This window comes from Mycolicibacillus trivialis (assembly GCF_002102395.1).
GTDB lineage: Bacteria > Actinomycetota > Actinomycetes > Mycobacteriales > Mycobacteriaceae > Mycobacterium > Mycobacterium triviale.
This window is the reverse complement of sequence record NZ_LQPZ01000007.1, coordinates 40,856-53,060: the sequence shown is the minus strand read 5'-3', so window position 1 is coordinate 53,060 and position 12,205 is coordinate 40,856. Positions and strand designations below refer to the sequence as shown.

Here is a 12,205-nt window from a genome sequence, read left to right as displayed (position 1 = left end):
GGCCGGCGGGTGGCGCCGGCGCCGGGGGCAGCGCCTGCGGGGAGAACGGCTGCGGGGGAGCCGGCGCGGGCGGCGGCGCCTGCGGGGGGAACGGCTGAGGCGGCGCCGCGGGAGGTGGTGGCGGAGCCATCCAGGGCGGCAGAGCCGGGGCGGCCGGCCGCTGCTCTCCGATGCAGATCACCGTGCAGTCGGGCTGTTGGGGACGCTGGCCCGGCGGCGGGGAACCCTGGTGATCGGCCCACGGCTGACCGAACCGGATCAGCGGTAGGTGCGACACCGGCATCTCGGTGTCCGGGTCGACCGCCGGGATGTCGGGCCCCAGTCCGTGCGGCGTGTCGAAGTGGGCGTCGGCCAGCGGTGGGATCGGTCCGACGATCGGCGGCAAGTCCATCGGGAAGACCCCGGTCGCGTACGCGGCCGCCCAGCCGAGCACGTTCTGGGCGTAGGGCACCGAGTTGTTGTAGCGCAGAATCGCCGCCATCACCTGTGAGCGGTCCCGCAGGTTCAGGCCCCCGCTGCACAGGTAGCGGGCCGCGGCCAGGGTGGCGTCATAGAGGTTCTGCGGGTCCGCCTTACCGTCGCCGTCACCGTCGGCGGCGTACCGCGACCAGGTGCCCGGCAGGAACTGCATCGGCCCCATCGCGCGGGCGTAGGTGACCCGGCCGTTGCGGTTGCTCTGCACGATGACCTCGTTGCCCGGCAGGGTGCCGTCGAGGGCCGGCCCGTAGATCGGCACGATCGCGGTGCCCCGTTCGTCGGTGGCGCCGCCGTTGGCGTGCAGCGATTCGATGCGGCCGATCCCGGCCAGCAGGTTCCAGCTCACCCCGCAGTCCGGGACGTTCTCGGCCATGATGCGTTCGGCGTTGCGGTAGGCGGTCAGCGCCACGCCCGGGATGCCGAGCTTGCCGGGGGTGGTGACGATCTTGGGCGGCGGCGGAGCGGAGGCGGCGGCCACCGCGATGTGGAAGTTGCTGGGCGGGCGTTTGAGGGCCACCACCGCGGGCCCGTCGGAGTCGGCGGGGTCGGGGCCGGGCGCCGGCACGACCGCTGCCAGCGGGGTGACCGCCGTGTCGTGGACCGGAGCGGGCTGGGCGGTGCGTGGCGGCGTCGCCCCGACGGTGCCGGCCAGCACCAGCGGCGTGAGCACTGCCAGCCCGAATGCCGGTGTCCGGGTGACCCGCTGACGCAGGACGGCACGCACGCGCCGGGCACGATCGGCGAGGGATGTTCGCTCCCTCGGATCTCCCCCATTACGCACGGGACCGTCCTCAACCTCATCGGGCGGTGATCTATGCCGCTCGGCCTTCGTGAACTACGTCACCATACATAACGGCATGGGCTGCAGTGGCAGGATTGACGGCGTTGCTGTGTCCGGTTCGTCGGGCCGCGGCCGCCGGCGCCGGCCAGGCCGCCGGGTCAGCCGCCGGGACCGTCGTATCCCGCCGGCGCGGAGAAGGGGAGAGTGTTTGCCGTGAGGAGTGACTTCCGGCCCCGCCGAACCTGCCTGTCGGTGCCCGGCAGCAACCCCGCCATGATCGCCAAGGCCCGGGGACTGCCCGCCGATGAAGTCTTCCTGGACCTCGAGGACGCCGTCGCCGCCGAGGCCAAGGACAGCGCGCGCGCCCGGGTCGCCGCGGCCCTGGCCGAACCCGGCTGGCAGGCCCCGGTGCTCGGAGTCCGGGTCAACGACTGGACCACCCCGTGGACCCACGCCGACCTCATCGAGGTGGTCGCCGCGGTCGGCGCCGCCGGCGCCCGCCTCGACGTGGTGGTGCTGCCGAAGGTCACCGACGCCACCCAGGTGCACGCCGCGGACCTGCTGCTGACCCAGCTGGAGACGCGGCACGGCCTGCCGGCCGGTCAGATCGGCATCGATGCCCAGATCGAGGACGCCCGCGGGCTGACGAACATCGACGCCATCGCCGCCGCACCGCGGGTCGAGGCCCTGGTGCTCGGCCCCGCCGACCTTATGGCCAGCCTCAACATGCGCACCCTGGTGGTCGGCGAGCAACCCGAGGGCTACACCGAGGGCGACGCCTACCACCACGTTCTGATGACGATCCTGGTCGCGGCCCGCGCCCACGGGGTGGCCGCCGTCGACGGCCCGTACCTGAAGGTCCGCGACGTCGCCGCCTTCCGTCGGGTCGCGCACCGCTCTGCGGCGCTCGGCTACGACGGCAAATGGGTGCTCCACCCCGACCAGATCGAGGCGGGGAACGAGATCTTCAGCCCCCGCCAGCAGGACTACGACCACGCCGAACGGATCCTGGAGGCCTACGAGTGGTCCACCTCGACCGCCGGCGGCGCGCGCGGCGCGGTGATGCTGGGCGACGAGATGATCGACGAGGCCAGCCGCAAGATGGCCCTGGTGGTCGCCGCCAAGGGACGCGCGGCCGGGATGCGGCGACAAGCCCCGCCGTTCAACCCGCCGGACTGAGCGCGCCACCGCCAGGCCCGCGCAGACGCCGCGGGTTGACTACCCTAGCGGGTGCGCGGCTGAGCAGGCACACCGTGAAAACCGGCGTCAACCGGGGCCGATCCAGACCAGCAGCGACGAGGAGACCACCATGACCAGCCCCTTCCAGCCCGGTCAGCCCGCGAGCGCGGGTGGTCCGGCAGCGAACCGGCGTGGGCCGGTGCGGCTGCCCACCCCGCCCAAGGGTTGGCCGATCGGCTCCTACCCGACCTACGCCGAGGCGCAGCGGGCCGTCGACTACCTCTCCGATCAGCAGTTCGCGGTCGAGCAGGTCACCATCGTCGGGGTCGACTTGATGCAGGTCGAGCGGGTCACCGGGCGGCTCAGCTGGCCGAAGGTCCTCGGCGGCGGCGTGCTCAGCGGCGCCTGGTTGGGTCTGTTCCTCGGGTTGCTGCTGGGCTTCTTCGGCAACGACCTGTCGGTGGCGCTGTTCATCGGTCTGGTCGCCGGGATCGTGTTCGGGTTGATCACCTCCGCGGTGCCCTACGCGATGGCCCGCGGCACCCGCGACTTCAGCTCGACCATGCAGCTCGTCGCCGGCCGGTACGACGTGCTGTGCGACCCGCAGAGCGCCGAACAGGCCCGTGACCTGTTGGCCCGGCTCGCGATCTGAGGCGCCCAGGTGAGGGAGCGGCGCCGGCAGGACACCCGGTGAAGCGGGCCGGGCGCGCCAGGCGGTGCGTCGCGGCCCTGTCGGCCGCGTTGATCGGGGCGACCTTGCTCGGTGCGTGCGGCACCGAACGCGGCGGACTGAGCATCAGCGTCTACGTGCCCGCCAACGAAGCGGCCACCTTCGCTGCGATCGCCGCGCGCTGCACCGAGCGGTTCGGCGGCCGCTTCGCGGTCGAGCAGGTCAGCCTGCCCCGCGGCGCCGACGACCAGCGTCTGCAACTGGCCCGACGCCTCACCGGAAACGATCGCTCGCTGGACGTCATGGCGCTCGACGTGGTGTGGACACCGGAATTCGCCGACGCCGGCTGGGCGTTGCCACTCTCCGACGATCCGGCCGGCCTGGCCGAGGACGACGCGCGCACCGACACGCTGCCCGGTCCGCTGGAGACCGCCCGCTGGCGTGACCGCCTCTACGCGGCGCCGCTGACCACCAACACCCAGCTGCTCTGGTACCGCGCCGACCTGATGGCGCGGCCGCCGGCCACCTGGACCGCGATGGTCGCCGAGGCGGGCCGGTTGCACGCGGCCGGCCGGCCGAGCTGGATCGGGGTGCAGGCCAAACGCTACGAGGGCCTGGTGGTCTGGTTCAACACCCTGCTGGCCAGCGCCGGCGGCCGGGTGCTGTCCGACGACGGCACCACCGTCACCCTGACCGACACCCCCGAACACCGGGCCGCCACCGTCGATGCCTTGCGGACCATGAAGGCGGTGGCCACCGCACCCGGCGCGGACCCGTCGATCACCCAGTCCGACGAGGGCACGGCGCGGTTGGCGCTCGAGCAGGGCAACGCCGCCATGGAGGTCAACTGGCCGTTCGTGCTGCCGTCGATCCTGGAGAACGCGATCAAGGGCGGGGTGGGGTTCCTGCCACTGGAACGTGACCCGGAGCTGGCCGGCGCGGTCGACGCGGCCGGGGCGTTCAACCCGACCGACGAGCAGTTCCGGGCCGCCTACGCGGCGGCCGGCGAGGTGTTCGGCGCCGCCCCCTACCCGGCGATGCACCCGGATCGGCCCGCCCGGGTCACCATCGGCGGATTGAACCTCGCGGTGGCCGCGACCACCCGGCACCGGGCCGAGGCGTTCGAAACCATCCGGTGTCTGCGCGATCCGGAGAACCAGAAGTACGTGTCGGTGCGCGGCGGACTGCCGGCCGTGCGGCCCTCGGTCTACGACGACCCGCAGTTCCAGGCCCGCTATCCGCAGCACGAACTCATCCGCCGCCAGCTCGTCGACGCCGCGGTGCGCCCCAAGACCCCGGTCTACCAGGTGGTGTCCACCCGGATGTCGGCGACGCTGGCCCCGATCAGTGCCATCGACCCGGAGACCACCGCCGACGACCTCGCCGAGCAGGTGCAGAAGGCGCTCGACGGGAAGGGCCTGATCCCGTGACCACCGTGCCGACCGTGCCGACCTCGGCGGGCCGTTCCGAGCGGCAGCGTTCCGAGCGACGCCTGGCCTACCTGCTCATCGCGCCCGCGGTGCTGCTCATGCTGGCCGTCACCGCCTACCCGATCGGCTACGCGGTGTGGCTGAGCCTGCTGCGGTCCAACCTCGCCACCCCCGACGACACCGCGTTCGTCGGGCTGGCCAACTACGTGACCGTGCTGACCGACCGGTACTGGTGGAGCGCGTTCACCGTCACCGTGACCATCACCGTGATCTCGGTGGCCATCGAACTCGTCCTCGGGCTGGCGCTGGCCCTGGTGATGCACCGGACCCTGCTGGCCAAAGGGCTGGTGCGCACCGCGGTGCTCATCCCGTACGGCATCGTCACGGTGGCGGCCGCCTACAGCTGGTACTACGCCTGGACGCCGGGCACCGGCTACCTCGCCGACCTGCTGCCCGCCGGCAGCGCCCCACTGACCCAACAGATCCCGTCGCTGGCGGTGATCATCCTCGCCGAGGTGTGGAAGACCACCCCGTTCATGGCGTTGCTGCTGCTGGCCGGTCTGGCGCTGGTGCCCGACGAGCTGTTGAAGGCGGCCGCGGTCGACGGGGCGGGCCCGTGGCGGCGGCTGATCACGGTGACGATCCCGATGATGAAACCGGCGATTCTCGTCGCGCTGCTGTTCCGCACCCTGGACGCGTTCCGGATCTTCGACAACATCTATGTGCTGACCAGCGGCTCCAACGACACCGGATCGGTGTCGATCCTGGGTTATGACAACCTGTTCAAAGGGTTCAACGTCGGCCTGGGGTCGGCCATCTCGGTCCTGATCTTCCTGTGCGTGGTGATCATCGCGTTCGTCTTCGTCAAACTGTTCGGCGCCGCCGCGCCGGGAGCGGACCCGGATCATGGCTGACCGCCCCACCGCGCGCCGACGCCTCGGCTGGACAGCGATCAACCTGCTGGTCGTGGCCTACGCGCTGCTGCCCGTGCTGTGGATCCTGTCGCTGTCGCTCAAGCCGACCTCATCGGTCAAGGACGGCAAGCTGATTCCGTCGACGGTGACCTTCGACAACTACCGCGCGATCTTCTCGGGCGGGTACTTCGGTGCGGCACTGGTCAACTCGATCGGTATCGGGTTGATCACCACCGCGATCGCGGTGACGATCGGTGCGATGGCCGCCTACGCGGTGGCCCGGCTGGCGTTCCCCGGTAAGCAACTGCTGGTCGGCGCGGCGCTGTTGGTGGCGATGTTCCCGCAGATCTCCCTGGTCACACCGCTGTTCGACATCGAACGTCGCATCGGGCTGTTCGACACCTGGCCGGGGCTGATCATCCCCTACATCACCTTCGCGCTCCCGTTGTCGATCTACACCCTGGCGGCGTTCTTTCGTGAGATCCCTTGGGAATTGGAGAAAGCCGCCCAGATGGACGGGGCGACACCCGGCCAGGCGTTCCGCAAGGTGATCGTTCCGCTGGCCGCCCCGGGGGTGGTGACCGCGGCGATCCTGGTGTTCATCTTCGCGTGGAACGACCTGCTGCTGGCGTTGTCGCTGACCGCCACCAAGGCGGCCGTGACGGCACCGGTCGCGATCGCCAACTTCACCGGAAGCTCCCAATTCGAAGAGCCCACCGGCTCGATCGCGGCGGGCGCGATGGTCATCACGGTGCCGATCATCGTCTTTGTTCTAATCTTCCAACGACGGATTGTCGCCGGGCTGACGTCCGGTGCGGTGAAGGGATAACCCGATGGCCGACATCGTTTTGGACCGGGTCACCAAGAGCTACCCGGACGGGGCCACCGCCGTGCACGAGTTCAGCATCACCATCGCCGACGGCGAATTCATCATCCTGGTGGGGCCGTCGGGGTGCGGGAAGTCGACCACCCTGAACATGATCGCCGGGCTGGAGGACATCACCTCCGGAGAACTGCGCATCGGCGGCCGGCGCATGAACGAAACCGCGCCCAAGGACCGCGACATCGCGATGGTGTTCCAGTCCTACGCGCTGTACCCGCACATGACGGTGCGACAGAACATCGCCTTCCCGTTGACGCTGGCCAAGAAGAAGAAATCCGACATCGCCGAGAAGGTCGCCGAAGTGGCCGCCACCTTGGACCTCACCGCACTGCTGGACCGCAAACCCGCCCAACTCTCCGGCGGTCAGCGGCAGCGGGTCGCGATGGGACGGGCGATCGTGCGCCACCCGCAGGCGTTCCTGATGGACGAGCCGCTGTCGAACCTGGACGCCAAGCTGCGCGTCGCCATGCGCAGCGAGATCGCCCGGTTGCAACGGCGGCTGGGCACCACCACCGTCTACGTGACCCACGACCAGACCGAGGCGATGACGCTGGGGGACCGGGTGGTGGTCATGAACGCCGGCGTCGTCCAGCAGATCGGCACCCCCGACGAGCTGTACACCCAGCCGGCCAACCGGTTCGTGGCCGGCTTCATCGGTTCCCCGGCGATGAACTTCTTCCCCGCCGCCCTGACCGCCGACGGGCTGCGGCTGCCGTTCGGGACGCTCGCCATCGACGATTCCACCCGCGCCGCGCTCACCCCCGGCGACCCCGACGCCCTGGTGATCGGGGTACGCCCGGAGCATCTCCACGACGCCGCGCTACTCGATGAGCAGCAACGGTCGACAACGCTGACGTTCACCGTCACCATCGACCTGGTGGAATCACTGGGATCGGAGAAATACCTCTACTTCGCCAACCCGCAAAGTGCATCGGGCACCACCGGCGGCGCGGACACGCTCCAACTGGTGGCGCGGGTCCCGGCGGAATCGGCTGCCGTGGCGGGCCATTCGATGACGCTGGCCCTCGACACCGACCGTTTCGTCGTCTTCGACGCGGCATCGGGCGTCAACCTGACCCTCCCGACCACCCTCGCCTCGGCATGACCGACGTCGCCGACCTGGTTCGCCGCCACCTGACCGAACACTTCGCCGCCGCCGGTGTGCCCGACGAACCCGACGCGGCCAGCGTCACCTTCCTCGGCAGTGAGCCGATCGAGGTGCTGCGCTACCGGCCCGACGCCGACGGCGTGGTCCATTACGTCTCGGTGGGCTGTGCCAAACACCCGATGGCCGACCCGTCGGAGATCATCGCCGACCCGGTGCGCGGACCACGCGCCGAAGTGGTGCTGGGCGTGCGTGACATCGGGCCGGCCGACGGCATCGCCCGCAGTCTGGCGGTCCTGGCCGCCGCGCCCGGCGTCGACGGTGTCGTGTTGGCACCCGACGCGTTGATCGACTTCGGGTCGCCGTTGTGGCAGGGGGCGCGCGGACCGGTGCCGTTCACCGCGGTCCTGCTGAGCGAGAGCACCATCGCCGACCTGGAATTGCCGGCCCCGGCCGAACCGGTGCGGTTCCTCACCGCGACACCGATCACCCCCACCGAGGGCGCCTGGGTGCGCATCAAGGGTCCCGACGCGCTCCGTCAGGCCTGGATCGATGACGGCGTCGACGTGTTGGATCCCAATCGCCGCGCCTCTCAACCGAGTTGAGCTACAGCCAGTCGTTGCGGCGGAAGGTGCGGTAGAGCAGCGCACAGATCCCGAACATCACCAGCATGGTCACCGGGTAGCCCCACCGGGAGTCGAGGGCCGGGATGTCGGTGAAGTTCATGCCGTAGATCCCGGCGATCAGCGTGGGCACCGCCAGCATCGCCGCCCACGCCGAGATCTTGCGCATGTCGGTGTTCTGCTGCATCCCCACCCGGGCCAGAGCCGCGTCGACCAGCGAACTGAGCATCTCGTCGTAGCTGGTGACCTGCTCGGCGGCGTGGGCCTGATGGTCGGCGACGTCGCGCAAATAGCGCCGCACCTCCCGGGAGATCAAGTCCTTGTTGTCGTTCTGCATGCGCTGGAAGGCCGTCGACAGCGGAGCCACGCAGCGACGCAACTCGACCACCTCGCGCTTGAGCAGATAGATCGGCTCCACATCGGTCTTGCGGCCCGGGGTGAACGCCGCCTCCTCGACGTCGTCGATGTCGGTCTCCATCAACGCAGTGACCTCCAGATAGTGGTCGACCACGTGATCGGCGATGGCGTGCAGCACCGCGTAGGGGCCCAACCGCAGGTGCGCCGGGTCGGCGTCCAGGCGGGCACGCACCTCACTGAGCCCGCTGTGGTCGCCGTGCCGGACGGTCACCACGAAGTCCCGCCCGACGAAGATCATGATCTCGCCGGTCTCCACGATCTCGCGGGCCGCCGCCGAATCGTGCGGGACGTAGTTGACGGTCTTGATGACGAAGAACAGCGAGTCGTCGTAGCGTTCCAGCTTGGGTCGCTGGTGGGCGTGCACCGCGTCCTCGACCGCGAGTGGATGCAGGCCGAACACCTCGGCGACCTCCGCCATCTGCACGTCGTCGGGCTGGTGCAGTCCGAGCCACGCGAACGCCTGCCCGCCGGCGGCGGTGACCTCCCGCGCCGCGGCCCGGGCCTGCGCCGGGGTGAACCGGCCCGCGCGACGCTCCCCGTCGACGTACACCCCGCAGTCGACGACCACGCGGTCGACCGGGGGAGAGGGCGCCGTTTCGGCGTCCGGCGGCGGTGTCACGGCGCCCGCCCGGCGCAGCGACGGCAATCCCCGAAACGTCGGCATCGCTGGTCCTCCCATCGCCGCGGCGTCGCCGAAAATGCTACGCGTCGACACCCGCGCCGGGCCGGGCTGACGCGGCGGCCAGGTCGAGGTGAAGTACCCTGACGCCGTGGCAGACGCGGCGGAACCCTCTCATCTGGTCATCGGTGACGAAGAGATTTTCGCAGCTCACCTGGGCGGGAAACTGTCGGTGGAGCTGAAGACCCCGCTGGACACCCAGCGGGCCCTCTCGATCGCCTACACGCCCGGGGTGGCCCAGGTCAGCCGGGCCATCGCCGGCGATGTCACCCTGGCGGCCCGCTACACCTGGGCCGACCGGCTGGTCGCGGTGGTCAGCGACGGCAGCGCGGTGCTCGGCCTCGGCGACATCGGCGCCGCCGCCTCGCTGCCGGTGATGGAAGGCAAGTGCGCGCTGTTCAAGGCGTTCGCCGGACTCGACTCCATCCCGATCGTGCTCGACACCAAAGACCCCGACGAGATCGTGGAGACCCTGGTGCGGCTGCGGCCCACCTTCGGCGCGGTCAACCTCGAAGACATCTCCGCCCCCCGCTGCTTCGAGATCGAGCGCCGGGTGGTCGAGGCCCTGGACTGCCCGGTGATGCACGACGACCAGCACGGCACCGCGATCGTGGTGCTCGCCGCCCTGATGGGTGCGACCCGGCTGCTCAACCGGGACATGACCGGGCTGCGGGTCGTGGTCTCCGGCGCCGGCGCGGCCGGGGTGGCCTGCGCCAACATCCTGCTGGCCGCCGGGATCGGGGACGTCACGGTGCTGGACTCGCAGGGCATCGTGCACGCCGACCGCGACAGCCTGACCAGCGTCAAAGCCGACCTGGCCGCCCGCACCAACCCGGCGGGACGCACCGGCGGGCTGGCCGAGGCACTCGACGGAGCGGACGTGTTCCTCGGCGTGTCGGCCGGCGTGGTGCCCGAGCAGCTCATCGCCTCGATGGCACCGGACTCGATCGTGTTCGCACTGTCCAACCCCGACCCCGAGGTCCATCCCGACCTGGCCCGCAAGTACGCCGCGGTGGTGGCGACCGGGCGCAGCGACTTCCCGAACCAGATCAACAACGTGCTGGCCTTCCCCGGCGTCTTCCGCGGCGCCCTGGACGCCGACGCCCGGCGGATCACCGAGAAGATGAAGGTCGCGGCCGCGGAGGCCATCTTCGGGGTGGCCGCCGAACACCTCGCCGCCGACTACATCGTGCCCAGCCCGCTGGATCCGCGCGTCGGGCCGGCCGTCGCGGCGGCGGTCGCCGAAGCGGCGGAGTCCTAGCCTGCGGACACCGGTGAACCCCACGACCGGTCTGCGGCTGCTGACGCTGGGTCTGCTGGCCGCCCTGATCGCCGCCTGCGTCGCCCCGGCGCCCGCGCCGGTGATGCGGGTGGGGGCGACCGACGCGGTGCGGTCGCAGGTCCTGGCCCACCTGTACGCCGCGGCGCTGCGCGACGCCGGCACCCCCGCCGAGGTGACCGTGACCGACGACCCCGTCGCCGGCCTGGACACCGGTGCGGCCGCCGTGGCCCCGGGGCTCACCGGACGGCTGCTGCGGCGGTTCCAGCCCGACGCCACCCCGCGGTCGGCCAAGGCGGTCTACCGCGCCATGGTCGCCGCGCTGCCCGAGGGCCTGGCGGCCGGCGACTACGCCACCGCGGCGCAGGACAAGCCGGCGCTGGCCGTGACCGAGAAGACCGCCCGGGCCTGGGGCGGAACCGACCTTCGGGTGTTGCCGCGGCACTGCCACGGCTTGACCGTCGGGGTGGTCGCGGGTGACGAGGCGCCTGCCAAGGTGGGCTCCTGTCGGCTGAACAACCGTGAGTTCCCCTCCGCTACAGCGATGTTCACCGCGCTGGAGAAGGGGGACATCGATGCTGGCTGGACCAGTACCGCCGCTCCGGACGCCCCGGAGACCGTCGCACTGCTCATCGACGGCTCACCGGCACTGGTACAGGCGGAGAACGTGGTGCCGCTGTACCGACGCGCGGAGTTGAGCGAACGTCAGGTGCTGGCGCTCAACGAGGTGGCCGGGGTGCTCGACACCGCCGGGCTGACCGCGATGCGCCGCCGCGTCGACGGCGGCGCCGACCCGCAGGTGGTGGTCGAGTCCTGGCTGGCCGAGCACCCGCTGGGGCGCTGAACCGACGTCAGCGCGAGGCGGGCATCGCCCGGCCCAACAGGGCGGAGAACAGCCGCTGGTAGCCGGACCCGGTGAGGCGCACGAGCACGTCGAGCACCTTGGCGTCGGGGCCGACCAGGACCCGGGCGCGCTTCTTGCGCACCGCTTCCAAGATGATGCGCGCGGCTCGCTCCGGGGTGGTGCTGGCCAGTCGCTTGTCGAAGAACTCGGCGAGCTCGTTGCTGTCCAGGCCGTCGGCGGCGGTGGCGTTGCGGGCGATCGCGGTCTTGATCCCACCCGGGTGCACGCAGGTGACCCGCACCGGGTGCTTGGCCAGCATCATCTCCTGCCGCAGTGCCTCGGTGAACCCGCGGACCGCGAACTTCGCCGAGTTGTAGGCGGCCTGCCCCGGCACCGAGAACAAGCCGAAGATGCTGGAGATGTTGACCACGTGCCCGTCACCGGAGGCGATCAGGTGCGGCAGGAACGCTTTGGTGCCGTTGACCACCCCCCAGAAATCGACGTCCATCACCCGCTCGATGTCCTTGAACTGGCTGATCTCGACGTCGCCGGTGAAGGCGATCCCGGCGTTGTTGTAGATCTGGTTGACCGCCCCGAAATGATCGCGGACGGCGTCGGCGTAGGCGAGCACCGTCTCGCGTTCGACGACGTTGAGGCGGTCGGCTTTGACCTGCGCCCCCATCGCGATCAGCTGCTGCTCGGTCTGCGCGAGACCTTCGGTGTCGACGTCACTGATCGCGACCTTCGCACCGGAGCGGCCCAGTTCCAGAGCCAGCGCGCGGCCGATACCCGAGCCCGCACCGGTGACGACGGCGACTTTTCCGGCAAACCCCTCCATGCGAACCCTTCCGTTGTGGGTGTGCGCGCCCGTCGACACACCGGTTCGGTTGTCACTGTACGCACCACGGGCGGCGTTCAACGGAG

The 12,205-nt window shown here is 70.7% G+C and carries 12 protein-coding genes; 9 read left to right on the top strand and 3 right to left on the bottom strand.

Annotated elements, in window-relative coordinates; translation table 11 throughout:
• Window positions 1-1,201 (bottom strand): lytic transglycosylase domain-containing protein (locus AWC30_RS01435; protein WP_234807892.1); only part of this gene is annotated, 1,201 nt, incomplete at its 3' end.
• 270 nt (window positions 1,202-1,471) lie between these two features.
• Between AWC30_RS01435 and AWC30_RS01430 the strand changes: the two genes are divergently transcribed.
• The 7 genes from AWC30_RS01430 (at window position 1,472) to AWC30_RS01400 (ending at window position 8,044) form a co-directional block, all read left to right on the top strand.
• A complete protein-coding gene (locus AWC30_RS01430) occupies window positions 1,472-2,437 on the top strand; it encodes an HpcH/HpaI aldolase/citrate lyase family protein (protein ID WP_085107821.1) in 966 nt (321 codons plus the stop codon).
• Window positions 2,438-2,567: 130 nt separating this feature from the next.
• On the top strand, window positions 2,568-3,089 hold the full coding sequence (locus tag AWC30_RS01425) for a YflT domain-containing protein (protein ID WP_085107819.1): 522 nt from the start codon (window positions 2,568-2,570) through the stop codon (window positions 3,087-3,089).
• Between the two features lie 38 nt (window positions 3,090-3,127).
• On the top strand, window positions 3,128-4,537 hold the full coding sequence (locus AWC30_RS01420; RefSeq protein WP_207568379.1) for an extracellular solute-binding protein: 1,410 nt from the start codon (window positions 3,128-3,130) through the stop codon (window positions 4,535-4,537).
• Window positions 4,534-5,451: a carbohydrate ABC transporter permease gene (locus AWC30_RS01415; protein WP_085107816.1), complete on the top strand. Its 918-nt coding sequence runs from the start codon at window positions 4,534-4,536 to the stop codon at window positions 5,449-5,451. Before AWC30_RS01420 ends, AWC30_RS01415 begins: the two co-directional genes overlap by 4 nt.
• On the top strand, window positions 5,444-6,280 hold the full coding sequence (locus AWC30_RS01410) for a carbohydrate ABC transporter permease (protein ID WP_085107813.1): 837 nt from the start codon (window positions 5,444-5,446) through the stop codon (window positions 6,278-6,280). Before AWC30_RS01415 ends, AWC30_RS01410 begins: the two co-directional genes overlap by 8 nt.
• 4 nt (window positions 6,281-6,284) lie before the next feature.
• Window positions 6,285-7,439, top strand: a complete 1,155-nt coding sequence (locus tag AWC30_RS01405) for an ABC transporter ATP-binding protein (RefSeq protein WP_085107811.1) — start codon at window positions 6,285-6,287, stop codon at window positions 7,437-7,439.
• A complete protein-coding gene (locus tag AWC30_RS01400; protein WP_085107808.1) occupies window positions 7,436-8,044 on the top strand; it encodes a suppressor of fused domain protein in 609 nt (202 codons plus the stop codon). The genes AWC30_RS01405 and AWC30_RS01400 overlap by 4 nt, the downstream gene beginning before the upstream one ends.
• A gap of 1 nt (window position 8,045) precedes the next feature.
• Here AWC30_RS01400 and corA read toward each other — a convergent pair whose 3' ends face one another.
• Window positions 8,046-9,143, bottom strand: coding sequence for a magnesium/cobalt transporter CorA (gene corA, locus AWC30_RS01395; protein WP_085107805.1), 1,098 nt, complete (start codon window positions 9,141-9,143; stop codon window positions 8,046-8,048).
• A 106-nt stretch (window positions 9,144-9,249) separates the two neighbouring features.
• Here corA and AWC30_RS01390 point away from each other — a divergent pair, with 106 nt between their 5' ends.
• Both AWC30_RS01390 and AWC30_RS01385 read left to right on the top strand, forming a co-directional pair.
• Window positions 9,250-10,419: an NAD(P)-dependent malic enzyme gene (locus AWC30_RS01390; protein WP_109561877.1), complete on the top strand. Its 1,170-nt coding sequence runs from the start codon at window positions 9,250-9,252 to the stop codon at window positions 10,417-10,419.
• Window positions 10,420-10,471: 52 nt separating this feature from the next.
• Window positions 10,472-11,281 (top strand): glycine betaine ABC transporter substrate-binding protein, encoded by an 810-nt coding sequence (locus AWC30_RS01385; RefSeq protein ID WP_372507290.1) that lies wholly within the window; start codon window positions 10,472-10,474, stop codon window positions 11,279-11,281.
• 7 nt (window positions 11,282-11,288) lie between these two features.
• On the opposite strand, the gene AWC30_RS01380 is transcribed toward AWC30_RS01385, so the two are convergent.
• Complete coding sequence (locus AWC30_RS01380) at window positions 11,289-12,119, bottom strand: SDR family NAD(P)-dependent oxidoreductase (RefSeq protein WP_085107799.1); 831 nt, start codon at window positions 12,117-12,119, stop codon at window positions 11,289-11,291.
• Window positions 12,120-12,205: the final 86 nt, after the last annotated feature.